General features: G+C 42.1%; 28 protein-coding genes and 1 pseudogene. 18 read left to right on the forward strand and 11 right to left on the reverse strand.

Annotation, left to right across the window (positions count from 1 at the left end; all coding sequences use genetic code 11):
• Positions 1 to 49: 49 nt before the first annotated feature.
• Positions 50 to 949, forward strand: coding sequence for a TDT family transporter (locus tag ACORHU_RS01925; RefSeq protein ID WP_000735979.1), 900 nt, complete (start codon positions 50 to 52; stop codon positions 947 to 949).
• 24 nt (positions 950 to 973) lie between these two features.
• Here the strand turns inward: ACORHU_RS01925 and serS are convergent, their stop codons facing one another.
• The 3 genes from serS to ACORHU_RS01940 all read right to left on the reverse strand — a co-directional run bounded on the left by serS (position 974) and on the right by ACORHU_RS01940 (position 4,200).
• Positions 974 to 2,248, reverse strand: coding sequence for a serine--tRNA ligase (serS, locus tag ACORHU_RS01930; RefSeq protein WP_434364644.1), 1,275 nt, complete (start codon positions 2,246 to 2,248; stop codon positions 974 to 976).
• A gap of 213 nt (positions 2,249 to 2,461) precedes the next feature.
• A complete protein-coding gene (locus tag ACORHU_RS01935) occupies positions 2,462 to 2,833 on the reverse strand; it encodes a DUF956 family protein (RefSeq protein WP_049487025.1) in 372 nt (123 codons plus the stop codon).
• A 2-nt stretch (positions 2,834 to 2,835) separates the two neighbouring features.
• On the reverse strand, positions 2,836 to 4,200 hold the full coding sequence (locus ACORHU_RS01940; protein ID WP_153196852.1) for an aspartate kinase: 1,365 nt from the start codon (positions 4,198 to 4,200) through the stop codon (positions 2,836 to 2,838).
• Positions 4,201 to 4,409: 209 nt separating this feature from the next.
• Here ACORHU_RS01940 and ACORHU_RS01945 point away from each other — a divergent pair, with 209 nt between their 5' ends.
• The 13 genes from ACORHU_RS01945 (at position 4,410) to ACORHU_RS02005 (ending at position 14,967) form a co-directional block, all read left to right on the forward strand.
• Positions 4,410 to 5,195: an enoyl-CoA hydratase gene (locus tag ACORHU_RS01945; RefSeq protein WP_434364645.1), complete on the forward strand. Its 786-nt coding sequence runs from the start codon at positions 4,410 to 4,412 to the stop codon at positions 5,193 to 5,195.
• 91 nt (positions 5,196 to 5,286) lie between these two features.
• Positions 5,287 to 5,721, forward strand: coding sequence for a fatty acid biosynthesis transcriptional regulator FabT (fabT, locus tag ACORHU_RS01950; RefSeq protein WP_000386357.1), 435 nt, complete (start codon positions 5,287 to 5,289; stop codon positions 5,719 to 5,721).
• Positions 5,721 to 6,695, forward strand: a complete 975-nt coding sequence (locus ACORHU_RS01955) for a beta-ketoacyl-ACP synthase III (protein ID WP_434364646.1) — start codon at positions 5,721 to 5,723, stop codon at positions 6,693 to 6,695. The genes fabT and ACORHU_RS01955 overlap by 1 nt, the downstream gene beginning before the upstream one ends.
• A gap of 58 nt (positions 6,696 to 6,753) precedes the next feature.
• Complete coding sequence (locus ACORHU_RS01960; RefSeq protein ID WP_000257838.1) at positions 6,754 to 6,978, forward strand: acyl carrier protein; 225 nt, start codon at positions 6,754 to 6,756, stop codon at positions 6,976 to 6,978.
• A gap of 116 nt (positions 6,979 to 7,094) precedes the next feature.
• The gene (fabK, locus tag ACORHU_RS01965; protein ID WP_414318750.1) at positions 7,095 to 8,069 is read left to right on the forward strand and encodes an enoyl-[acyl-carrier-protein] reductase FabK; all 975 of its coding nucleotides are present in this window, start codon (positions 7,095 to 7,097) and stop codon (positions 8,067 to 8,069) included.
• Entirely contained in the window at positions 8,062 to 8,982 is a 921-nt protein-coding gene (gene fabD / locus ACORHU_RS01970; protein WP_414318749.1) for an ACP S-malonyltransferase, read from the forward strand. The genes fabK and fabD overlap by 8 nt, the downstream gene beginning before the upstream one ends.
• A 43-nt stretch (positions 8,983 to 9,025) precedes the next feature.
• Positions 9,026 to 9,757 (forward strand): 3-oxoacyl-[acyl-carrier-protein] reductase, encoded by a 732-nt coding sequence (gene fabG, locus ACORHU_RS01975; protein ID WP_414339636.1) that lies wholly within the window; start codon positions 9,026 to 9,028, stop codon positions 9,755 to 9,757.
• A gap of 21 nt (positions 9,758 to 9,778) precedes the next feature.
• Entirely contained in the window at positions 9,779 to 11,014 is a 1,236-nt protein-coding gene (gene fabF, locus ACORHU_RS01980) for a beta-ketoacyl-ACP synthase II (RefSeq protein ID WP_061088369.1), read from the forward strand.
• Positions 11,015 to 11,016: 2 nt separating this feature from the next.
• A complete protein-coding gene (accB, locus tag ACORHU_RS01985) occupies positions 11,017 to 11,502 on the forward strand; it encodes an acetyl-CoA carboxylase biotin carboxyl carrier protein (RefSeq protein WP_061088368.1) in 486 nt (161 codons plus the stop codon).
• Positions 11,499 to 11,921 (forward strand): 3-hydroxyacyl-ACP dehydratase FabZ, encoded by a 423-nt coding sequence (gene fabZ / locus ACORHU_RS01990; protein ID WP_000565515.1) that lies wholly within the window; start codon positions 11,499 to 11,501, stop codon positions 11,919 to 11,921. The genes accB and fabZ overlap by 4 nt, the downstream gene beginning before the upstream one ends.
• 11 nt (positions 11,922 to 11,932) lie before the next feature.
• Positions 11,933 to 13,300, forward strand: a complete 1,368-nt coding sequence (gene accC, locus ACORHU_RS01995; protein WP_033680660.1) for an acetyl-CoA carboxylase biotin carboxylase subunit — start codon at positions 11,933 to 11,935, stop codon at positions 13,298 to 13,300.
• Between the two features lie 36 nt (positions 13,301 to 13,336).
• Positions 13,337 to 14,203, forward strand: a complete 867-nt coding sequence (accD, locus tag ACORHU_RS02000; protein WP_033680659.1) for an acetyl-CoA carboxylase, carboxyltransferase subunit beta — start codon at positions 13,337 to 13,339, stop codon at positions 14,201 to 14,203.
• Positions 14,200 to 14,967, forward strand: coding sequence for an acetyl-CoA carboxylase carboxyl transferase subunit alpha (locus ACORHU_RS02005; RefSeq protein WP_001017396.1), 768 nt, complete (start codon positions 14,200 to 14,202; stop codon positions 14,965 to 14,967). Before accD ends, ACORHU_RS02005 begins: the two co-directional genes overlap by 4 nt.
• 260 nt (positions 14,968 to 15,227) lie before the next feature.
• Here the strand turns inward: ACORHU_RS02005 and nusB are convergent, their stop codons facing one another.
• The 6 genes from nusB to gatC form a co-directional block, all read right to left on the reverse strand.
• Positions 15,228 to 15,653: a transcription antitermination factor NusB gene (gene nusB / locus ACORHU_RS02010; protein WP_000203642.1), complete on the reverse strand. Its 426-nt coding sequence runs from the start codon at positions 15,651 to 15,653 to the stop codon at positions 15,228 to 15,230.
• Positions 15,646 to 16,035, reverse strand: a complete 390-nt coding sequence (locus tag ACORHU_RS02015) for an Asp23/Gls24 family envelope stress response protein (RefSeq protein WP_414339640.1) — start codon at positions 16,033 to 16,035, stop codon at positions 15,646 to 15,648. The genes nusB and ACORHU_RS02015 overlap by 8 nt, the downstream gene beginning before the upstream one ends.
• A gap of 21 nt (positions 16,036 to 16,056) precedes the next feature.
• Positions 16,057 to 16,617 carry an elongation factor P gene (efp, locus tag ACORHU_RS02020; RefSeq protein ID WP_000568643.1) on the reverse strand — a complete coding sequence of 187 codons (561 nt, stop codon included), beginning with the start codon at positions 16,615 to 16,617 and terminating at the stop codon, positions 16,057 to 16,059.
• 130 nt (positions 16,618 to 16,747) lie between these two features.
• On the reverse strand, positions 16,748 to 18,190 hold the full coding sequence (gene gatB / locus ACORHU_RS02025; RefSeq protein ID WP_296171670.1) for an Asp-tRNA(Asn)/Glu-tRNA(Gln) amidotransferase subunit GatB: 1,443 nt from the start codon (positions 18,188 to 18,190) through the stop codon (positions 16,748 to 16,750).
• Positions 18,190 to 19,656 carry an Asp-tRNA(Asn)/Glu-tRNA(Gln) amidotransferase subunit GatA gene (gatA, locus tag ACORHU_RS02030; RefSeq protein ID WP_049535333.1) on the reverse strand — a complete coding sequence of 489 codons (1,467 nt, stop codon included), beginning with the start codon at positions 19,654 to 19,656 and terminating at the stop codon, positions 18,190 to 18,192. The genes gatB and gatA overlap by 1 nt, the downstream gene beginning before the upstream one ends.
• Positions 19,656 to 19,958 (reverse strand): Asp-tRNA(Asn)/Glu-tRNA(Gln) amidotransferase subunit GatC, encoded by a 303-nt coding sequence (gatC, locus tag ACORHU_RS02035; RefSeq protein WP_000705419.1) that lies wholly within the window; start codon positions 19,956 to 19,958, stop codon positions 19,656 to 19,658. The genes gatA and gatC overlap by 1 nt, the downstream gene beginning before the upstream one ends.
• Before the next feature lie 293 nt (positions 19,959 to 20,251).
• Between gatC and ACORHU_RS02040 the strand changes: the two genes are divergently transcribed.
• Positions 20,252 to 20,326 carry a hypothetical protein gene (locus tag ACORHU_RS02040; protein WP_232610068.1) on the forward strand — a complete coding sequence of 25 codons (75 nt, stop codon included), beginning with the start codon at positions 20,252 to 20,254 and terminating at the stop codon, positions 20,324 to 20,326.
• A gap of 246 nt (positions 20,327 to 20,572) precedes the next feature.
• Here the strand turns inward: ACORHU_RS02040 and ACORHU_RS02045 are convergent, their stop codons facing one another.
• Positions 20,573 to 20,818 (reverse strand): DUF4160 domain-containing protein, encoded by a 246-nt coding sequence (locus ACORHU_RS02045; RefSeq protein ID WP_001127466.1) that lies wholly within the window; start codon positions 20,816 to 20,818, stop codon positions 20,573 to 20,575.
• Positions 20,811 to 21,062, reverse strand: coding sequence for a hypothetical protein (locus ACORHU_RS02050; RefSeq protein ID WP_000471833.1), 252 nt, complete (start codon positions 21,060 to 21,062; stop codon positions 20,811 to 20,813). The genes ACORHU_RS02045 and ACORHU_RS02050 overlap by 8 nt, the downstream gene beginning before the upstream one ends.
• Before the next feature lie 234 nt (positions 21,063 to 21,296).
• Between ACORHU_RS02050 and ACORHU_RS02055 the strand changes: the two genes are divergently transcribed.
• The 3 genes and pseudogenes from ACORHU_RS02055 to ACORHU_RS02065 all read left to right on the forward strand — a co-directional run.
• On the forward strand, positions 21,297 to 22,841 hold the full coding sequence (locus tag ACORHU_RS02055) for a peptide chain release factor 3 (protein WP_042901442.1): 1,545 nt from the start codon (positions 21,297 to 21,299) through the stop codon (positions 22,839 to 22,841).
• 174 nt (positions 22,842 to 23,015) lie between these two features.
• Positions 23,016 to 23,147, forward strand: coding sequence for a hypothetical protein (locus tag ACORHU_RS02060; RefSeq protein ID WP_285306571.1), 132 nt, complete (start codon positions 23,016 to 23,018; stop codon positions 23,145 to 23,147).
• 908 nt (positions 23,148 to 24,055) lie between these two features.
• A pseudogene (locus tag ACORHU_RS02065) lies at positions 24,056 to 24,250 on the forward strand (accessory Sec-dependent serine-rich glycoprotein adhesin); the annotation flags it as partial.
• Between the last annotated feature and the right edge of the window lie 22 nt (positions 24,251 to 24,272).

The following is a 24,272-nucleotide window of genomic DNA, read 5'->3' on the forward strand; positions in this document are numbered from 1 at the left end:
TAAGCGCTTTTATGCTATACTGAAATTAACATGATTATTGGAGGTTAGGATGAAAAAACTCCCCTTGGTATTTTCTGGTTGTTTGCTAGGTTTGGCAGGAGCTGGGAATCTCATTTTAGATACGTTGCCGGTTCTGTCCCATCTGTTGAGTCTGACAGGTTTGGTTTTGTGGACTTACTTTCTGATTTTGCATCTCTTTAATTGGAAGGAAACCAAGCAAGAATTGACCAAGCCCCCTCTTTTGTCAGGAATGGCGACCTTTCCCATGGCTGGGATGATTTTATCGACTTATGTCTTTCGCGTCTTCCCTCATCTTCCTTTGGTAGCGCAAGGACTCTGGTGGTTTTCATTTCTCTTGGATGTGGCCTTGATTGCTGGTTTTACCATTAAGTTTGCCTGTCCAGGTAAGAGAGTCAGTGCGACTCCAAGCTGGACTGTTCTCTATGTAGGGATAGCAGTAGCTGCCTTGACCTATCCTCTGGTAGGTATCATCGACATTGCCTATGCGACCTTGAGTTTTGGTTTTCTCCTAACCTTCTATCTCTATCCTCTTATTTATAGCGATTTAAAGAAAACTCCGCTCCCACTAGCCTTGCTTGGACAAGAAGGGATCTACTGTGCTCCTTTTTCTCTACTCTTGGCTTCCCTAGTTCGAGTTGGAGGAGCCAGCCTACCGACTTGGCTCTTGATTGCCATGATTTTGGTTTCTCAATCCTTCTTTTTCTTTGTTTTAACTCGTCTGCCCAATATTTTAAAACAAGGTTTTCAACCAGCCTTCTCAGCCCTCACCTTCCCGACCATTATCACAGCTACTTCGCTTAAGATGGCTCAGGGAATCTTGAAACTTCCATTTTTGGATTATTTGGTAGTGGCTGAAACCGCTATTTGCTTAATTATTTTACTCTTTGTATTAGGCGCTTATCTGATTTGGTTACGAAAAAAGGTCTAGCTAGAAATAGCTAAACCTTATTTTTTATGGTTTGATAACTTCAGCTCCACCCATGTATGGACGAAGAACTTCTGGGATGGTCACAGAACCATCTTCATTTTGGTAGTTTTCAAGAATAGCAGCCACTGTACGTCCAACTGCAAGTCCAGAACCGTTCAAGGTATGAAGGAGTTTCACCTTGCCATCAGCTTCATCACGGTAACGGATTTGGGCACGACGGGCTTGGAAATCTTCTGTGTTTGAACAGCTTGAGATTTCACGGTAATTGTTTTGTGCTGGAATCCAAACTTCCAAGTCGTAAGTCTTAGCGGCTGAGAAGCCCATATCTCCAGTAGAGAGCGCAACGACACGGTATGGAAGGTTAAGTTTTTGAAGAATGTTTTCAGCGTTGGCTGTCATTTTTTCCAATTCTTCGTAAGATTCTTCTGGCTTGGCAAATTTGACCATTTCAACCTTGTGGAATTGGTGTAAACGAATCAAGCCACGAGTATCACGACCAGCTGAACCAGCCTCAGAACGGAATGATGGACTCATAGCAGTGAAGTAGATTGGCAGGTCTTTACCGTCAAGGATTTCATCACGGTAGTAGTTTGTCAGAGGAACTTCAGCTGTAGGGATAAGGACATAATTGCTGTCGCTGAGTTCAAAAGTATCTTCCTTGAATTTTGGATATTGACCAGTACCAAACATAGAGTCATGGTTAACCATGTAAGGCGTGATGACTTCTGTATAGCCTTCCTTACCATGCTCATCCAACATAAAGTTGTAGAGAGCACGTTCTAAACGAGCACCGAGGCCTTTATAGAAGAGGAAGCGAGCGCCCGTTACCTTACCACCTCGTTCCCAGTCAAGGATACCAAGGTCTTCACCAAGATCCCAGTGGGCTTTAGGTTGGAAGTCAAATTCGCGTGGAGTACCCCAACGGCGAACTTCCACATTGTCATCTTCATCAGCCCCAACAGGAACACTGTCAGCTGGGATGTTTGGAAGAGTAGTGGTAAATTCTGTCAATTTAGCATCGATTTCTGCCAATTCAGCATCCAAGGCTTTGACTTCAGAAGATAGATTTTGCATGGCAGCAATCTTGTCATCTGCATTTTCTTTGTTGCGTTTGGCTTGGGCAATCTCAGCAGAAACTGTGTTACGTTCTGCTTTTAAAGTTTCAACCTTGACCAAGATGTCACGACGTTTAGCATCGATTTCTTTCATCTCGTTTAAGATAGCAGCATCTACACCACGTGTAGCTAATTTTTCTACGACAGCATCAAAGTCTGTACGAATACGTTTGATATCTAACATAAGAACTCCTTTATGAAAAAAGCACACCTGACAAAGCGTTGGAGTGGCAGGGCCACGGTTCCATCCAACTTCACAGGTGTGCACTTGATTGTGTATGTAATTGTTATTAACGGTAGAATTTCACCTATCCCTCCTATCTGCTCGCAGCACCCGCAGACTTTCTGAAAGAAGAAGATAACCTACTTATCCGTTGCTATGATTATACTAAAGTTTCTACTTTTTTGCAAATAGATTTTTAAATTTTTGACCAATTGTCTGAATCAGGGTAGGAAGTTTGACGACCTTGTCATTACCCAGTTTTTCGCGTGCAATTTTGAGAATAGCACCTGAGTCTTTTGAAGCAAAGAGGAATTTTCCTCTGTCTGTAAAGACTTCGAAGTGGCGACTGATTTTGCGACCAGAGACATTAGCTCCAATCTGGTTGATATGGCTCCAAGGAATCTGGATAAATTGTTCGACATTGACATCTGGGTAAAATTCAAGAGCCTGATCACCGACAAGAAATTTCCCAACTTTCCCAGCTATAGAGAGGTAAGAGGTGCCTGTTGTATTGAGGAGCACTGTTTTGTTAAGTGATTGAGCCATGCTTAGTCTTCCTTACTTTCACCGAAAAAGGCATTGTAGAGGGCTTTAATCGCTGCTTTCTCTTGGTCCTTATGGACAACAAACATAATAGACACTTCACTAGAACCTTGAGACATCATCTGGATGTTGATCTTATTTTCAGATAGAGCACGTGTCGCAGTAGCAGTTACTCCGATATGACTCTTCATCTTTTCACCAACAATCATAATGATTGAAAGGTCGTGCTCGATTTCTGCATGGTCTACTTCAGCCTTTTGAACCAACTGACGAAGGATTTCTTCTTCCTTGATAGGAGTTAGTTCGCGAGAACGGAGGATGATTGAAAGATCGTCGATACCTGTTGGCATATGTTCCCAACCGATGTTGAGATCTTCAAGGATTTGCAGAACCTTGCGACCAAATCCAATCTCGCGGTTCATGAGGTATTTGGACATGTTGATGCTGACAAAGCCTGAGTCACCAGCAATTCCCACAACTGGGAATTCATCACTACTGTGTTTTAGAACGATACGAGTACCTGGGTGGTCAGGATTGTTGGTATTCTTGATAACCAGAGGGATTTTTCCACGGTAGGCAGGAAGAAGGGCTTCGTCATGAAGGACTGAGAATCCTGCATAGGCCAACTCACGCATTTCACGGTAGGTCAACTCAGGGATTGAGTGTGGCTGGTGGATAATACCAGGGTGGGCTGCAAAGATACCATCAACGTCTGTAAAGTTTTCATAGAGGTCGGCCTTAACACCGGCAGCAATGATAGAACCTGTAATGTCTGATCCTCCACGTGAGAAGGTACAGATTTGATTTTCCTTGGTAACTCCAAAGAAACCAGGAATGACAAGGACTTCATTTGCATTTGTCAATTCTTCAATCTTGTCATAACTTGATGGAATGATGCGAGCGTGACCAGGTTCACTTGTGACCACAATACCAGCTTCTCTAGGGTGAACATAGCGGGCATCAATCCCATTTTGATTAAAGTAGGCTGCGATCAATTTAGCATTGTTATTCTCACCGGCTGCTAGGAAGGTATCGTAGAGAAATTCATTCTCTTCAATAGGAAGAGTGGCCAAGGCGCGAATGCTTTTAGAGATTTTTTCTAAAACAGCTGGTTTTAGTCCTAGTTCACTAACCATAGCAGCATAGCGGTCGATAATCCAGTTTTGGCTCTTGCTAATATCGTTACCAGCAACATAGTCGCGATAGTATTTAATCAAGGCATCCGTAACCTTAGTATCTTCAGCATTGCGTTTACCAGGCGCAGAAACGACTACAAAACGACGCTCTGAATCGCTTTTGACGATGTTTAAAACTTTTTCTAATTGACTAGCAGAGGCAAGAGAGCTACCTCCAAATTTAACAACTTTCATAAGAACTCCTAAAGTAAGTATTTTATACGATTATAGCAGAAAGAAAGCCTTTTTTCAATGAAGAAAATAAGATGCTTTCTAGGATAAAGTGAGCCTTTTTAATCGGATGAGACACTATTAGCCGATTTTTTCTTGCTTTCGACTTTTGAAAAAGATATAATTTGGGAATGAAATAATTTAAACTGCTTATAAAATAAAAAGGAGTCCTGATGGAACACATTATTTATCAGCTTGAAGAGGATTTGGCAATTATTACTTTAAACCGTCCTGAGGTTGCGAATGGTTTTCATATTCCTATGTGTGAAGAGATTTTAGAAGCCTTGACTCTGGCAGAAGAGGATCCAGCTGTGCATTTTATCTTAATCAATGCGAATGGCAAAGTTTTCTCAGTTGGGGGAGATTTGGTAGAGATGAAGCGTGCAGTAGATGAGGATGATATTCCATCATTGACGAAAATTGCAGAACTAGTCAATGCTATTTCTTATAAAATCAAGCAAATTGCAAAGCCTGTTTTGATGGAAGTTGACGGGGCTGTTGCAGGTGCCGCAGCTAATATGGCTGTCGCTACAGATTTCTGTCTTGCAACGGATAAGGCTAAATTTATCCAAGCCTTTGTTGGAGTTGGCTTGGCTCCAGATGCAGGAGGAATTCATCTCTTGAGCCGCAGTATCGGTGTGACACGTGCTGCTCAATTAGCTATGACAGGAGAGGCTTTGACCGCAGATAAAGCTCTGGAGTGGGGGCTAGTTTACCGCGTTTCTGAAGCTGATAAACTTGAAAAGACGAGAGAACAACTTCTTAAAAAATTAAGACGTGGGTCAGCTAATTCCTATGCAGCCATCAAGAAGTTGGTTTGGGAGAGCCAATTTAAAGATTGGCAAGATTATGCTACTTTAGAATTGAAGTTACAGGAATCCTTGGCCCAAACAGAGGATTTCAAAGAGGGAGTTCGGGCCCATTCGGAGAGAAGAAGACCGAAATTTACTGGAAAATAAGAAAATACTTGCACCATTCTTTGAAGTTTGATATAATTCTTTTGTCAAATGTTTTGATTGTAAAAGTTTTTTGAAAGGGAGGGAAAAGAGATTGGACTACCAACGAATTAATGAATATTTAACATCTATATTTAACAATGTCCTCGTTATCGAGGAAGTTAGCTTGAGGGGTAGTCGTTTCAAGGATATCTCCATCAAAGAAGTACATACGATCGATGTAATTGGGAAATTTCCAGATGTGACACCAAGTCAAGTGTCAAAAGAGTTGATGGTGACTCTTGGGACTGTTACGACGAGTTTAAATAATCTCGAACGTAAGGGGTACATTGAACGCATTCGTTCAGAGCAGGATCGTCGTGTGGTGCATCTGCATTTGACAAAGAAGGGTCGCTTGGTTCATAGACTACATAAACGCTTCCATAAGGCCATGGTTGAAAATATTATCGACGGTATGAGCAAGGAAGAAACTGAGGTTATGGGCAAAGGTTTGACGAAACTTTATCAATTTTTGGAGGATTTGAAATAATGGCTTTTGCAAAAATAAGCCAGGTTGCTCATTATGTGCCAGAGCAAGTGGTTACAAATCATGATTTGGCTCAGATTATGGATACAAATGATGGGTGGATTTCAAGTCGGACGGGAATACGACAAAGGCATATTTCAAGAACAGAATCTACCAGTGATTTGGCTACAGAGGTTGCGAAGAAACTGATGAAAAAAGCTGGAATCACAGGAGAAGAGCTGGATTTTATCATCCTAGCTACCATCACTCCAGATTCGATGATGCCCTCTACAGCTGCTCGTGTCCAAGCTAATATTGGTGCCAAAAAAGCTTTTGCTTTTGACCTAACAGCTGCTTGTAGTGGATTTGTATTTGCTTTATCAACTGCTGAAAAGTTTATCGCTTCTGGTCGCTTTCAAAAAGGCTTGGTGATTGGTAGTGAAACCCTCTCTAAGGCAGTCGATTGGTCAGACCGATCAACAGCTGTTTTGTTTGGAGATGGTGCTGGTGGTGTCTTGCTAGAAGCTAGCGAGCAAGAGCATTTCTTGGCTGAGAGTCTCAATAGTGATGGAAGTCGTAGTGAGTGTCTAACTTATGGACAGTCAGGCTTGCATTCTCCATTTTCAGATCAAGAAAATGCAGATTCATTTTTGAAGATGGATGGGCGCGCAGTCTTTGATTTTGCTATTCGAGATGTAGCCAAGTCTATCAAACAGACTATTGATGAGTCTCCTATAGAGGCGACAGACTTGGATTATCTGCTACTTCATCAGGCTAATGACCGTATCTTGGATAAGATGGCTAGAAAAATCGGTGTCGAACGAGACAAACTTCCAGCCAATATGATGGAATATGGCAATACCAGTGCAGCCAGTATCCCGATTTTACTTTCAGAGTGTGTAGAACAAGGTCTTATCCATTTAGATGGTAGCCAGACTGTTCTGCTATCAGGCTTCGGTGGAGGCTTGACCTGGGGCACGCTCATTCTTACAATTTAGGTAATCATGTGGTGAACACATTGTTATAAAAAACTATTTATTTTAAAGGAGTCCTATCATGGCAGTATTTGAAAAAGTACAAGAAATTATCGTTGAAGAACTTGGAAAAGACGCATCAGAAGTAACACTTGAATCAACTTTTGATGATTTGGACGCAGATTCATTGGACTTGTTCCAAGTAATCTCAGAAATCGAAGATGCTTTTGATATCCAAATCGAAGCAGAAGATGACTTGAAAACAGTTGGTGATTTGGTTGCTTACGTTGAAGAGCAAACAAAATAAGAAGAATACAAATAGAAGGAGTAGGGAAACCCGCTCCCTCTTGTTTAGGCAATAGTTTGATTGTCAAATTATGACGATATCGAACTATTACTTAAGCAAGAAACGATGGAGGCACTATGAAAACGCGTATTACAGAATTATTGAATATTGATTATCCTATTTTCCAAGGAGGAATGGCCTGGGTCGCTGATGGTGATTTGGCAGGGGCTGTTTCCAAGGCTGGAGGACTAGGGATTATTGGTGGGGGAAATGCCCCTAAAGAAGTTGTCAAGGCAAATATTGATAAAATCAAATCATTGACTGATAAACCCTTCGGTGTCAACATCATGCTCTTGTCTCCCTTTGTGGAAGATATTGTAGACCTCGTTATCGAGGAAGGGGTTAAGGTAGTGACAACAGGCGCAGGAAATCCAGGCAAATACATGGAACGCTTCCATGAAGCTGGTATTACAGTTATTCCTGTTGTGCCAAGTGTTGCTTTAGCTAAACGCATGGAAAAAATCGGTGCGGATGCTGTTATTGCAGAAGGAATGGAAGCTGGGGGACACATTGGCAAATTAACAACCATGACCTTGGTGCGTCAGGTAGTTGCTGCTTTATCTATTCCTGTTATTGCTGCAGGAGGGATTGCGGATGGTGAAGGTGCTGCAGCTGGTTTTATGCTAGGTGCAGAGGCTGTTCAGGTTGGAACGCGCTTTGTCGTTGCAAAAGAGTCTAATGCCCATCCAAATTATAAGGCGAAAATTTTAAAAGCTAGAGATATTGATACTACGATTTCAGCTCAACATTTTGGACATGCTGTTCGAGCGATTAAAAACCAATTGACTCGTGATTTTGAAAAAGCTGAGAAAGATGCCTTTAAACAGGAAAATCCTGATTTGGAAATCTTTGAACAAATGGGAGCGGGTGCTCTAGCCAAAGCGGTTGTTCATGGTGATGTGGATGGTGGCTCTGTTATGGCAGGTCAAATTGCGGGGCTTGTTTCCAAAGAAGAAACCGCTGAAGAAATCCTAAAAGATTTGTATTACGGAGCGGCTAAGAAAATTCAAGAAGAAGCCTCTCGTTGGGCAGGAGTTGTAAGAAATGACTAAAACAGCCTTTTTATTTGCTGGCCAAGGTGCCCAGTATCTAGGTATGGGACGGGATCTCTATGATCACTACCCTATTGTCAAAGAAACGATTGATCAAGCGAGTCAGGTCCTCGGTTATGATTTGCGTTATCTCATTGATACGGAAGAAGAAAAACTCAATCAGACTCGCTATACGCAACCAGCCATTCTAGCGACATCGGTTGCTATCTACCGTTTATTGCAAGAAAAGGGCCATCAGCCTGATATGGTTGCTGGTTTGTCTCTTGGAGAATACTCTGCCTTGGTGGCCAGCGGTGCCTTGGATTTTGAAGATGCGGTAGCCTTGGTTGCTAAGCGTGGCGTCTATATGGAAGAAGCGGCTCCTGCTGGCTCTGGCAAGATGGTGGCAGTTCTTAATACACCAGTAGAGGTCATTGAGGAAGCCTGTCAAAAAGCTTCTGAACTTGGAGTGGTTAACCCAGCCAACTATAATACACCTGCACAAATCGTGATTGGTGGAGAAGGGGCTGCAGTTGACCGAGCTGTAGAACTCTTGCAGGAAGCTGGTACCAAACGCTTGATTCCTCTCAAGGTATCAGGTCCCTTTCATACCGCTCTCCTTGAGCCTGTTAGCCAGAAACTAGCTGAAACTCTGGCTCAGGTAAGTTTTTCAGATTTTATTTGTCCCCTAGTTGGCAATACAGAAGCTATAGTCATGCAAAAAGAAGATATTGCTCAACTTTTGACGCGTCAGGTCAAGGAGCCAGTTCGTTTTTATGAAAGCATTGCAGTTATGCAAGAAGCGGGCGTAACCAACTTTATCGAGATTGGCCCGGGGAAAGTCTTGTCAGGCTTTGTCAAAAAAATTGATAAGACCGCTAAACTAGCCAATGTTGAAGATCAGACTAGCTTGAAAGCTCTTCTAGGAAACTAGTAATCCCTTCTCCCATAAATACAAGAGGAAACAGGAGAAAAGAATGCAACTAGAAAATAAAAATATCTTTATTACAGGTTCGAGTCGTGGAATTGGTCTTGCAATTGCCCACAAGTTTGCTCAAGCAGGAGCCAATATTGTTTTAAACAGTCGTGGTACAATTTCAGAAGAATTGCTCGCTGAATTTTCAGACTACGGTGTCAAGGTAGTTCCTATTTCAGGTGATGTGTCTGATTTTGCAGACGCTAAGCGTATGGTTGAGCAAGCTATTGCAGAGCTGGGTTCAGTAGATGTTTTGGTTAACAATGCAGGAATTACCCAAGATACCCTGATGCTCAAGATGACAGAAGCAGATTTTGAAAAAGTGCTCAAGGTTAACCTGACTGGCGCCTTTAACATGACACAATCAGTCTTGAAACCGATGATGAAAGCCAGAAAAGGTGCTATCATTAATATGTCTAGTGTTGTTGGTTTGATGGGAAATATCGGTCAAGCTAATTATGCTGCTTCTAAGGCTGGTTTGATTGGTTTTACCAAGTCTGTGGCGCGTGAAGTGGCCAATCGCAATATCAGGGTTAATGCTATCGCACCTGGAATGATTGAGTCCGATATGACAGCAGTCCTATCAGACAAGGTAAAAGATGCCATGTTGGCGCAAATTCCTATGAAAGAATTTGGGCAAGCAGAACAAGTTGCAGATTTAACAGTATTTTTAGCAGGCCAAGATTATCTAACTGGTCAAGTGGTTGCCATTGATGGTGGCCTCAGTATGTAGCAGAAGCTAGAGGTAAAAAAGATGAAACTAAATCGTGTAGTAGTAACAGGTTATGGAGTGACATCTCCAATCGGAAATACACCAGAAGAATTTTGGAATAGTTTGACAACTGGAAAAATCGGAATTGGTCCAATTACAAAATTTGATCATAGTAACTTTGATGTGCATAATGCAGCAGAAATCCAAGATTTTCCTTTTGATAAATACTTTGTAAAGAAAGATACCAACCGTTTTGATAACTATTCTTTGTATGCCTTGTATGCAGCCCAAGAAGCTGTCAACCACGCTAAGCTGGATGTAGAGGCTATTGACAAGGATCGTTTTGGTGTTATCGTTGCATCTGGTATTGGTGGAATCAAAGAAATTGAAGATCAAGTGCTTCGCCTCTATGATAAAGGACCAAAACGTGTGAAACCATTGACCCTTCCAAAAGCCTTGCCAAATATGGCTTCAGGAAATGTTGCCATGCGTTTTGGAGCAAACGGTGTTTGTAAATCCATCAATACTGCCTGCGCTTCATCAAATGACGCGATTGGAGATGCCTTCCGCTCAATCAAGTTTGGTTTCCAAGATGTTATGTTGGTAGGTGGTTCAGAAGCCTCTATCACACCTTTTGCTATCGCTGGTTTCCAAGCCCTAACAGCTCTCTCTACTACAGAAGACCCAAGTCGTGCCTCTATTCCATTCGATAAGGACCGCAATGGTTTTGTCATGGGTGAGGGTTCTGGGATGTTGGTTCTTGAAAGTCTTGAACACGCCGAAAAACGTGGCGCTACTATCCTGGCTGAAGTGGTTGGTTACGGTAATACTTGTGATGCCTATCATATGACTTCTCCACATCCAGAAGGTCAGGGAGCCATCAAGGCCATCAAACTAGCCTTGGAAGAAGCTGAGATTTCTCCAGAGCAAGTAGCCTATGTCAATGCTCATGGAACGTCAACTCCTGCTAATGAAAAAGGAGAAAGTGGTGCTATCGTAGCTGTTCTTGGTAAGGACGTACCTGTGTCATCAACCAAGTCATTCACAGGACATTTGCTGGGTGCTGCAGGTGCGGTAGAAGCTATCGTCACAATTGAAGCTATGCGTCATAACTTTGTACCAATGACAGCTGGAACAAGTGAAGTATCAGATTATATCGAAGCCAATGTCGTTTATGGACAAGGCTTGGAGCAAGAAATTCCATACGCTATTTCAAATACCTTTGGTTTTGGTGGTCACAATGCAGTTCTTGCTTTCAAACGTTGGGAGAATAAATAACTATGAATTTAAACGATATTAAAGACTTGATGGCTCAATTTGATCAGTCAAGTTTGAGAGAATTTTCTTATAAGAATGGGACGGATGAGTTGCAGTTTAGCAAAAATGAAGCTAGACTTGTGCCTGAAGTTGCACCTCAAGTTGCTCCAGCACCCGTTCCAGCAACACCGAGTCCAGTGGCTCCTTCATCTGCTTCAGCAGAGACTGTAGTGGAAGAAACTTCGGTACCAGCCGAAGCAAGTGTGGATGCTGAGGGAGATCTTGTAGAGAGCCCACTTGTTGGGGTGGCTTACTTGTCTGCTGGTCCAGATAAACCTGCCTTCGTTTCAGTTGGTGATAGTGTCAAAAAAGGCCAAACATTGGTGATTATCGAAGCCATGAAAGTCATGAATGAAATTCCAGCACCTAAGGATGGTGTGGTAACAGAAATTCTCATTTCTAACGAAGAAATGGTTGAGTTTGGTAAAGGATTGGTACGCATCAAATGATCGATATTCAAGGAATCAAAGAAGCTCTACCCCATCGTTATCCCATGCTCCTAGTAGACCGTGTCTTGGAAGTGAGCGAAGACACCATTGTTGCCATCAAAAATGTGACCATCAATGAGCCTTTCTTTAACGGTCATTTTCCTCAATACCCAGTTATGCCAGGTGTTCTGATCATGGAAGCCTTGGCGCAAACAGCTGGTGTCTTGGAGTTGTCAAAACCTGAAAATAAAGGAAAACTGGTCTTTTACGCTGGTATGGACAAGGTTAAATTCAAGAAGCAAGTTGTACCAGGCGACCAATTGGTTATGACGGCGACTTTTGTAAAACGTCGCGGTACCATCGCTGTGGTTGAAGCAAAGGCTGAAGTGGATGGCAAGCTTGCAGCTAGTGGTACTCTCACCTTTGCAATAGGGAACTAAGGAGGTTCTCCATGTTTCGAAAAATTTTAATTGCCAATCGCGGTGAAATTGCGGTTCGTATTATTCGTGCGGCGCGTGAATTGGGGATTGCGACGGTAGCGGTCTATTCAACTGCCGATAAGGAAGCCCTTCATACGCTTTTAGCAGATGAGGCGGTTTGTATTGGCCCTGGTAAGGCAACTGAGTCTTATCTTAACATTAATGCGGTTCTATCAGCTGCAGTCTTGACTGAAGCAGAAGCGATTCACCCTGGTTTTGGATTTCTCAGTGAAAACTCCAAATTTGCAACCATGTGTGAAGAGGTTGGCATCAAGTTTATCGGTCCATCTGGCCATGTTATGGATATGATGGGGGACAAGATTAATGCACGTGCTCAGATGATTAAAGCAGGCGTGCCCGTCATTCCGGGTTCGGATGGAGAAGTGCATAACTCTGAGGAAGCCTTGATTGTTGCTGAAAAAATTGGCTACCCTGTTATGCTCAAGGCTTCAGCAGGTGGTGGTGGGAAAGGGATTCGCAAGGTTGAAAAACCAGAAGACCTTGTTTCAGCCTTTGAAACAGCCTCAAGTGAAGCCAAGGCCAATTATGGCAATGGTGCCATGTACATAGAACGGGTTATCTATCCAGCTCGTCACATCGAGGTTCAAATCCTAGGAGATGAACATGGAAATGTAATCCATTTGGGGGAACGAGATTGCTCTCTTCAACGGAATAACCAAAAAGTTTTAGAAGAAAGTCCTTCGATTGCAATTGGGAAAACGCTACGCAATGAAATTGGTGCTGCGGCTGTTCGAGCGGCAGAGTCTGTTGGTTATGAGAATGCAGGGACCATTGAGTTTCTTCTTGATGAAGCTAGTGGCAATTTCTATTTCATGGAGATGAATACTCGTGTACAAGTAGAACATCCAGTAACAGAATTTGTTTCAGGTGTGGATATCGTTAAGGAACAAATTCGCATTGCGACAGGTCAACCTCTGTCTGTTAAGCAAGAGGATATTGTCCTACGTGGTCATGCTATTGAATGTCGTATCAATGCAGAAAATCCAGCCTTCAACTTTGCTCCAAGTCCAGGTAAGATTACCAATCTCTATCTGCCAAGTGGGGGAGTTGGCTTGCGCGTGGATTCAGCAGTTTATCCAGGCTACACCATTCCGCCTTATTATGATAGTATGATTGCCAAAGTCATCGTTCACGGCGAAAATCGTTTTGATGCCTTGATGAAAATGCAACGTGCCCTCTATGAACTAGAGATAGAGGGGGTGCAGACCAATGCTGATTTCCAGCTTGACCTCATTTCAGATCGCAATGTCATTGCTGGGGATTACGATACTTCCTTCTTGATGGAAACCTTCTTACCCAAATATCAAGAAAAAGAATAAAATGACTTTAAGAGTTTAAACCGAAAAGGGGAATCAATGGCTCTATTTAGTAAAAAAGATAAGTATATTCGAATCAATCCCAATCGTTCGGTTAGGGAAAAACCTCAAGCCAAGCCAGAGGTTCCAGATGAACTATTCTCCCAGTGTCCGAGTTGTAAGCATACCATCTATCAGAAGGATCTGGGAAGTGAGCGTATCTGTCCGCACTGTAGCTATACCTTTCGTATTTCTGCCCAAGAACGCTTGGCTTTGACGATTGATATGGGAACCTTCAAGGAATTGTTTACAGGGATTGAAAGTAAGGATCCCTTGCAATTCCCTGGTTACCAAAAGAAACTGGCAACCATGCGTGAAAAAACAGGTCTGGATGAAGCTGTTGTGACAGGAACTGCTCTTATTAAAGGTCAGACTGTGGCTCTTGGGATTATGGATTCCAACTTTATCATGGCTTCTATGGGTACGGTTGTAGGTGAAAAAATCACTCGTTTGTTTGAGTATGCGACTGTCGAACAATTGCCAGTTGTTCTCTTCACAGCCTCTGGTGGAGCCCGTATGCAGGAAGGAATCATGAGTCTCATGCAGATGGCCAAGATTTCTGCAGCAGTTAAACGTCATTCAAATGCAGGCCTCTTTTACCTGACCATTTTGACAGATCCAACGACTGGTGGTGTGACAGCTTCTTTCGCTATGGAAGGCGATATCATTCTGGCTGAACCACAGAGTTTGGTTGGTTTTGCTGGGCGTCGTGTCATTGAAAATACGGTTCGTGAAAGCTTGCCTGAGGATTTCCAAAAGGCAGAATTCCTATTGGAGCATGGCTTTGTGGATGCTATTGTCAAACGAAGAGACTTGCCAGATACTATTGCTAGCCTAGTCAGATTGCACGGAAGGAGTCCTAGATGAATATTGCAAAAATAGTCAGAGAAGCGCGTGAGCAGAGTCGCTTGACAACCTTGGACTTTGCGACAGGCATTTTTGATGAATTTATCCAATTACATGGTGACCGTTCTTTTCGCGATGATGGTGCAGTTGTTGGTGGTATCGGCTGGCTTGGAGACCAAGCTGTGACAGTGGTTGGTATCCAAAAAGGCAAGAGCTTGCAAGACAACCTCAAACGGAATTTTGGACAACCACATCCAGAAGGCTATCGCAAGGCCTTACGCTTGATGAAACAAGCTGAAAAGTTTGGCCGTCCAGTGGTGACCTTTATCAATACAGCAGGTGCCTATCCTGGTGTCGGGGCGGAAGAACGTGGACAGGGAGAAGCCATTGCTCGAAATCTCATGGAAATGAGTGACCTGAAAGTTCCGATTATTGCTATCATTATCGGTGAAGGTGGATCAGGTGGGGCTTTGGCTCTAGCCGTTGCGGACCGTGTCTGGATGCTGGAAAATTCTATTTATGCTATTCTCAGTCCAGAAGGTTTTGCTTCCATTCTATGGAAGGACGGCACTCGTGCCATGGAAGCGGCAGAACTGATGAAAATTACTTCGCATGAGCTGCTAGAAATGGACGTGGTGGACGAGGTGATTTCTGAAGCAGGACTTTCTAGTAAAGAACTGATTAAGAGTGTCAAGAAAGAACTCCAAACTGAGATAGCTAGACTTTCACAAAAACCGCTAGAAGAGCTGTTGGAAGAGCGCTATCAACGGTTTAGAAAATACTAATACTCTTCGTAAATCTCTTCAAACCACGTCAGCTTCGCCTAGCCGTATATATGTTACTGACTTCGTCAGTTCTATCCACAACCTCAAAACCGTGTTTTGAGCAGCCTATGGTTAGCTTACTAGTTTGCTCTTTGATTTTCATTGAGTATAATACTTCAGAATACGCAAAAACTAGATCTGGCAGTCAGTTCTAGTTTTTATGTGGTTCTTTGTGTCGAGGTAACAACAAAAAGTGCTTGGAAGACCAAACACCTTTTCGATTATTCATTTTCTTCAGTTACAAATTGACTAAGTAGTCCGTTGATAAAGCGGGCTGATTTTTGATCTGAAAAATTCTTGGCAAGTTCAATGGCTTCATTGACTGCTACCAGCTGAGGTGTATCAAATGAAGTGATTTCAAAGATACCCAAGCGTAGTAAGTTTTTTTCGACCAAGGTCAAGCGTTCAACTGTCCAGCCTGACTTGAGGTGCTGGTTGATTTGTTTATCCAACTCGTCTTTTTGAGCTTGAACACCAGAAACCAAGTTCAGAAGAAAGGCTGGAATTTGTACATCTTCATCTTCACGGTCATGTGTGTAGGCAAAGCGACAAGCTGTTTCCATGTCTGTGCCAAATTCAAGGCTCATAAGAGCTTGAAAAGCGCATTTACGAAGTTCGCGTCTAGATTCTAATAATGGACTAGTCATTGAGGAAGTCCTCGTTAAATAGATCTTTCAACTCAGGTTTTGGTGTTTTATCTGGAACGATTCCTGTAACATGGATATTGACAGCAGAAAGTTCCACATCAGCCATATCATGGACAGCATCTTTGACCGCTTTTTGAATAGCAAGAGCTACTTTTGGTACTTTCACACCGTACTCAAGATAGAGGTAGATGTCAGCAGTTAGTTCTTCGTTGCTTTCTTTTAAGTAGACGCCACGACCAAGAGAGAGTTTTGATAGGGTATCAGATACGGATTTATTTGAAAATGAGTGGACACCCTCAACTTTAGCAGTTGAGATGGCAATGATTTTTTCAAGTACACGTGGAGCGATAACGATTTCGCCAAATTGTTCTTCAGTTCCCATAGAATGACCTCTTTCTAGAGATTAGGCACGAGAAACGTAAGTTCCTTCTGCAGTGTTGATGATCAATTTTTGTCCAGCTTCGATGAAGTCAGGAACGTTTACAACAAGTCCAGTTTCCATAGTCGCTGGTTTACCAGAACCTGTAACAGTAGCACCTTTGATAGATGGTTGTGTTTCAGCAACTGTCAATTCAACAGTAGTTGGTACAGTTACACCGATTACTTCAGTTCCGTAGAATTGGATTTTCACATCAGAGTTTTCAAGGATGTAAAGCAATTCATTTTCAACATTTACGACTGGGATTTCGTATTGGTCGTAAGTTTCAGTGTTCATGAAGTAGGCAGTTTCATCCATTTTGTATAAGTATTGAGCTGGAACAGTTTCGATAATAGCTTGTTCGAATTTTTCTTCTGGACGGTAGCTTGTGTCAAATGTAGAACCAGTACGGACATCACGCAATTTCATACGCATGATTGTATTCCCTTTACCTGGTTTGTGGTGGCTAGCTTCTAAAACGCGGATCAATTTTCCGTCTGCAGTTTCAAATGTCATACCAGCTTTCAATTTGCTTGCTTCAATCATGTTTTTACCTCTTTAATAAATATTATTACTCTTCATTTTACCATAAAATCTTCTGGAAATAAAGCCAAAATAGTTATTGGGATTTGGTAGGGGAGAAAAAACCAACCTCAGGGCTGGTTTCTTTTACATATTAATCTTCTTTTAACTTAGCCAATTCTTGGGCAAGTAGTTTAAGGGCGACTTGTGGGTTGGCTTGGCCTTTGGTTGCTTTCATAAGGAAGCCTGTAAAGGCCTTATCTGCGTTGCGTTTGCCTGACTTGAAGTCGGCAACTGCGGCTTCGTTATCCGCAAAGACTTGGTGGATAATTGGAATCAAGACAGCTGGATCTGAGATTTGGACCATGCCTGCTTTTTCCACGTATTCACGCGCTCCACCGCCATTTTTCGCCAGGTGGACAAAGACTTTCTTAGCAATCTTAGAAGAGATCGTACCGTCTTCGATGATGGCAATCATTTCAACCAAGTTTTCTGGTGTCAATTCGATTTGTTCCAGTGTCTTGCCTTCAGCGTTCAAGAACTGAGCAACCTCACCTTGGAGCCAGTTAGAGACTTGCTTGGCATCACCACCAAGAGCAACAGCTTTCTCAAAGAAATCAGAAGTGACTTTGTTCGCGGTTAACTGGCTAGCATCATAGTCTGACAAGCCAAGGTCAGATACGTAGCGCGCACGGCGTTCTTTTGGAAACTCGGGCAATTCAGTACGCATTTCCTCAATCCACTCATCTGAAATTTCAAAGAGAGGTAGGTCTGGCTCTGGGAAGTAGCGGTAGTCTGCAGCACCTTCCTTGACACGCATGAGGATGGTTGCCTTGTTGGCTTCATCGTAACGGCGAGTTTCTTGGCGGATTTGACCACCTGAGCGAAGGATTTCAGCCTGACGTTGCACTTCGTATTCAAGACCCTTGCGAACATTTGAGAAGGAGTTGAGGTTCTTCAACTCAGTCTTGGTACCGAATTTTTCTTGACCGTAAGGACGAAGGGAGATGTTGGCATCCACACGCATCGAACCTTCTTCCATCTTAACGTCAGAAATACCAGCATACTGGATAACTTCCTTGAGGGCTGTTAGGTAAGCGTAGGCTTCTTCTGGTGAGCGCATGTCCGCTTCAGATACAATCTCAATCAAGGGCACCCCTTGACGGTTGAGGTCAACATAAGAGTAGCCATCTGTACCGTGGGTGTTTTTACCAGCATCTTCTTCTAGGTGAGCGCGTTCGATACCGATTTTCTTAGTTGTACCGTCTTCTAACTCGACTTCAATCCAGCCGTTATAACCGATTGGCTCATCAAACTGAGAAATTTGGTAGGCTTTAGGATTGTCAGGATAGAAGTAGTTCTTGCGGTCAAAGTGCATCTTTTTGTGGATGTCCATATTGAGGGCAAGAGCAGCCTTGATACCGGCATCAACAACACCTTTATTGAGAACTGGCAGAACTCCTGGGAAAGACCAGTCAATCACGTTAGTGTTGGCATTTTGCTCATTTCCAAAGTGGGCAGAAGTAGGTGAGAAGATTTTTGAATTGGTGTTGAGCTCTACGTGGACTTCAAGTCCAATGACTGTTTCAAAGTTCATTAATTGTCACCTCCAAAAATCACGGGTTGTTGTTTATGGTAGTCTGTTGTTGCTTCAAAAGCAGCAGCAGCTTGGTAAATGGTTTCCTCAGAATACTTAGGACCAATCAATTGGAGTCCGACAGGTAGACCTTGAGAGAATCCAGCAGGTATCGAAATTCCTGGTAGACCAGCTAAGTTGACTGGGATGGTCAAGAGGTCAGCCAAGTACATGGCAACTGGGTCGTGGTTGAGTGAGTCCAAGTCATAAGCAACACTTGGAGCAGTTGGACCCAAAATCAAGTCGTAATCCGCGAAGACTTTTTCGAAATCTTGAATGATGAGTGTACGAACCTGACCAGCTTTCTTGTAGTAGGCATCGTAGTAACCTGATGAAAGGCTGAAAGTACCTAACATGATACGACGTTTCACTTCTTCACCGAAACCTTGGCTACGGCTGTTTACATAGATTTCGTCAAGATTGGTCGCATCCTCTGCGCGGTAGCCGTAACGGATACCGTCAAAGCGTTGCAAGTTTGATGAAGCCTCTGATGAAGCGATGATGTAGTAGACGGCAACACCGTATTTAGAGTGAGGAAGGCTGACTTCTTCGACGATAGCACCAAGTTTTTCAAAGTGTTTAGCAGCATTAAGAATAGTTTCCTTAACCTCTGGGTCAATCCCTTCGCCAAGATATTCTTTAGGTAAAGCGATTTTCATGCCCTTGATGTCTTGACCGATTTTTGAAGTAAAGTCGGCAATGCGGACAGGAGCAGAAGTGGAATCTTTAGCATCTTCGCTAGCAATAGCGTTGAGTAAGAGGGCGTTTTCCTTAACAGTAGGAGCAAAAGGTCCAATCTGGTCTAGCGAACTACCGAAGGCAATGAGACCGAAACGTGAAATTGTTCCGTAGGTTGGTTTGAGACCAACAATCCCGTTGAAGGCGGCAGGTTGGCGGATAGAACCACCAGTATCAGAACCAAGTGACAAGCGGACTTGACCTGAGGCTACGGCTGCGGCAGAACCACTTGATGAACCACCGGGAACCTTGCTTTGGTCCCAAGCATTTTTAGTGGCACCATAGTAAGAAGTTTCACCTGAACCACCCATGGCAAATTCGTCCATGTTAGTCTTTCCGACGACAATCATGCCCTTGGCTTTTGCATTGGTAACAGCAGTCGCATCAAAGATTGGCTCATAGTTGTAGAGCATTTTTGAGGCTGCAGTTGTGAGAATACCGTCTGTAGAGATATTATCCTTAACAGCCAGTGGAATTCCTGAAAGGACATTATCAGCGTCAATTCCAGCTTCATCAATGGCTTTGGCTTGAGCAAGAGCTTGGTCTTCAGCGATGGTAACAAAAGCGTTGATAGCTGTCTCGCGAGACTTGATATCTTCAAGCGTAGCTTGTGTCAATTCAGTTGCTGAAATTTCCTTAGAAACAAGGAGATTGTGCAAGTCTTCAATGGTTTTATTGTTGAAAGTCATTAGGCATCTCCTCCATCGTCTAGGATAGCTGGTACCTTGATATAGTAGTTGTCTTTTTCAGGTACGTTTTTAAACAAGCGATCACGGTCTGTTCCTTCTTCAGCCACATCAGGGCGGAGTACGGTCTTACGGTCAGCCATGGTCGTAGTAGGTGCGACACCAGTTGTGTCAACTTCGCCCAGCAATTCAACCATGTCAACAATTTTAGACAAAGTTGTCGCAAAGGCAGCAGTTTCTTCTTCAGAGAATCTTAATTTTGAAAGATTGGCAACGTGTGTTACCTCTTCTTGCGTAATTTTCATCTTGCATCCTTTCGTGAAATGATGATTTTTAGTCTGTTCTATTTTACCATATTTTCCTATAAATAAGGGAGGGAAAGATGAAAAAAGACAGGTATAGGATGGAGAACGGGTTTTGATGATGATTTATTTGAAAAGCGGATTTCAAAGGGGAAAATATATGGTACAATAGTTTAACAGAGAAGTGAAGACGGTGGTTACGAAATCGAAAGGATGGTGATGCTTATGTGCAGAACCTGTAAAATCTTAGTAGAAAGGAGTAACCAGATTTGTCCCCTTTTGAGGTTTTGACACTCATGTTTGTAGCTGGTAACTTTGTTATCACGCTCCTAAAGTTCATCCTTGAATTGGTAAAAGAGACAAAAAAATAGCCGTCCAAACTTTGGCGAGTTAACGAGCTATTTTTTAGTTATGTAATTACAGCCACCGTCTTAAACGGATCTGTGGGGTGTTGTTGTCGCAACACCTTTTTCTATATTTATTGTAACATTTATTTGAAAAATTGCAAGGGGAGTAGGATGGTTAGTACCTAAGTGGGGCAATAGTTGAATAGTAGGCATTAAAATTGCTAGATAGTTTTTGTTTGTTGTTGATTAGCAAACTAAGATTCTTTGATTTTAGTATGCACTCTTTTGGTATTCATTCCATAAAGCCTGAAGTTCAACTGCATTTTCTAAGACATATTGCCTTATCATTTTTAGGTCTTTTGCTTTTGCTTTACCATCTCTCAGTTCACCGTTCAGAAACATTGAGCCGACTTCTTCTCCGTGGATATAAAAGTGAATATGCGCTTTTTGACCTTTATGGTTATGTTCGTTAGGACGGATTTCAATACCATACTTTAAGAAAGAATATTTAGGCATGTAGTAATCCCACGTAGTCCTTCCATGTTTCAAGGTAGTTATCGCGATTTAACTCAATTTGCTTTTGAGCAAAACGAATATCATAGTCTGCCAAGTCCAAATTTTCCAATACTTCTCCAGTTAGAATACTAAAGGTTCCGATTAATTCATCGTCATCATACATACGCAAAATAGGGTTGCTTGGATTCTTGTAAATATCATCTTTCGTCACTTCTAAATTGGTTACACCAAATTCTTTGAACATGATTACATCTCCTTTTTGTTTTATTATATCATTTTTGCTAGAATTGTCACGGTTTTCGATCTATTTGACTACAAGGAATAGCTTTTATTCAAGTATAGTCTAACATAAAATAGAAATTGAAAAAAATGCTAAAATCCGATATAATGGAGTGTTGAAAGGAATGGTAAAATCCAATGTAAAAATCATTCTTAGCTATTGAAACAAGAAAAATAGAGAATCAAAGAAAGAGAACTTATGAATATTCAAGAAGAAATTAAGAAACGTCGTACCTTTGCCATTATCTCTCACCCGGACGCGGGGAAAACAACCATCACTGAACAACTGCTCTACTTTGGGGGCGAGATTCGTGAGGCTGGTACGGTTAAAGGAAAGAAAACAGGGACTTTTGCCAAGTCTGACTGGATGGATATCGAGAAACAACGTGGGATTTCCGTTACTTCATCTGTTATGCAGTTTGACTACGATGGCAAGCGCGTGAATATCCTAGACACGCCAGGGCACGAGGACTTCTCAGAAGATACCTATCGTACCTTGATGGCGGTGGATGCTGCGGTCATGGTCGTGGACTCTGCTAAGGGTATCGAGGCTCAGACTAAGAAATTATTTGAGGTTGTGAAACATCGTGGCATTCCAGTCTTTACCTTTATGAACAAGCTAGACCGTGACGGTCGTGAGCCACTAGACCTCTTGCAAGAGTTGGAAGAAGTCTTGGGCATTGCTAGCTACCCTATGAACTGGCCAATCGGGATGGGGAAAGCCTTTGAAGGCTTATATGACCTCTATAACCAACGCTTGGAGCTCTACAAAGGGGATGAACGTTTTGCTAGTCTAGAAGATGGGGACAAGCTTTTTGGTAGCAATCCTTTCTACGAGCAAGTTAAAGATGATATTGAGCTTTTAAATGAAGCTGGGAATGAGTTTTCAGAGGAAGCTATTCTGGCTGGAGAATTGACACCTGTCTTCTTCGGTTCAGCTTTGACAAACTTTGGTGTGCAGACCTTCCTTGAGACTTTCCTCAAATTTGCTCCAGAACCACATGGTCACAAGAAAACAGACGGAGAAATTGTGGATCCTCATGATAAGGATTTCTCAGGATTTGTCTTTAAAATCCAAGCCAACATGGACCCTCGTCACCGTGACCGTATCGCCTTTGTCCGTATCGTATCAGGTGAATTTGAGCGTGGCATGAGTGTCAACCTTCCTCGTACTGGTAAGGGGGCTAAACTGTCGAATGTCACTCAGTTTATGGCTGAAAGTCGTGAGAATGTGACCAATGCCGTGGCAGGTGATATTATCGGGGTTTACGATACCGGTACTTATCAGGTTGGGGATACCTTGACAGTTGGGAAAAACAAATTTGAATTTGAACCACTGCCAACCTTTACCCCTGAAATTTTCATGAAAGTTTCTGCTAAGAATGTCATGAAGCAGAAATCCTTCCACAAGGGGATTGAGCAATTGGTGCAAGAAGGTGCTGTTCAGCTTTATAAGAATTACCAAACAGGTGAATACATGCTGGGAGCTGTTGGTCAACTCCAGTTTGAAGTCTTTAAACACCGTATGGAAGGCGAGTACAATGCAGAAGTGGTCATGAGCCCAATGGGTAAAAAGACCGTTCGTTGGATCAAGCCTGAGGACTTGGATGAACGGATGTCATCAAGCCGCAATATCTTGGCCAAAGACCGCTTTGACCAACCAGTCTTCCTCTTTGAAAATGACTTTGCCCTCCGCTGGTTTGCAGATAAGTATCCAGACGTAGAGTTGGAAGAGAAGATGTAGATCGCCAAAGTTACTTGATTGTGTAACAATCTAAGTAACTAACGCCAAGTTTCTATGGAACTTGGCTAGGCGCTCCACTAGTAAAGTTTTACGAATATTATCGATTCGTAAAACTTTACGTCGTGATTGGTAGAAAGTTTCCTACCTGCCTGCCTCACTAACTGAGTTTTACAAATGGAATCGATTTGTAAAACTCAGTGTCGTAATCTAACAATCGGTAACCGCTATGGCGGTTTACCTAAACGCTTCACTAGGAAAAATCCACGAATGGTATCGATTCGTGGACTTTGCCGTCGTAACGGGTAGGGAGTGGCTTAGCTAACTGCCTTACTAACTACGTTTGACAAATAGAATCGATTTGCCAAACTCCGTGTCCTAGTGTAACAATCGGTAAGTGATATGTCATTTGAGCTATCCTCATTATTAGAATAAGTCCATGAATGTTATTGTTCGTGGGCTTTTTCATTGGAATTTTAGATAGTTAGAGTGGCTGTCTTTCTTACTTACTTACTAAAGCTTGGTAAAATAATGTTCTTCTCAACTTTCAGTGGTAGTTCAGCAAAGTTCTTTTTATAAGATAAGAATTTCAGTAACTAAGGAGACTAATCAAAAAATTAAGTTTGGAATAGGATGTATCATTTAAACTCAATGAAAATCAAAGAGCAAACTAGGAAACTAGCCGCAGGTTGCTCAAAACACTGTTTTGAGGTTGTGGATAGAACTGACGAAGTCAGTAACCCTATCTACAGCAAGGCGATGTTGACGCGGTTTGAAGAGATTTTCGAAGAGTATTAGATATAAAAAAACTTGATAGTACACATGTTTTCTTGCCAATCTACTCACGTAATATCCTAGTGAAATTATATGTATTGAAATTTAACAGTGAACTCTAGCTAGCGCTGTGATTCGGCAATAGTATGATTGATTAATGAAATAGAATGTTTGAATATAGAAAATTTTATATTTTTATTTAAAGTAAAATAAATTAGAAGTATACAAAAAACAGTGCAATATATATATATATATATATATATATATTAAATATGCGTTTGCTCTGTCTATAAAAAGATTTGTTTTAAACATAAAACGTTATTATATAGTGTTATTTTTTTTGAATTCTATTGATTTTTAAATCAATTTTTTTTATAATATCAAAGAATAACTTAAAATAGGGTGAATTATACCCTTAACCTAAGTTTAGATAAGGAGATAGCATGTTTTTCAGACGTCAAGAGGGTCAATATCGTGAAACTGATCGTGTGACCCGCTATAAGTTGGTGAAATCCGGTAAGCATTGGCTACGGGCTTCCACTTCTTTATTTGGTTTGTTTAAGGTTTTCCGTGGTAGTGTCGATACTACCCAAGTTATGACCGAAGTGGTTGAGAACCAAACAAACAATACAATTACAGGCCTTGATATTATAAGGGGGC

Origin of the sequence: Streptococcus sp. KHUD_015, from assembly GCF_051106265.1 — a bacterium.
Lineage (GTDB): Bacteria > Bacillota > Bacilli > Lactobacillales > Streptococcaceae > Streptococcus.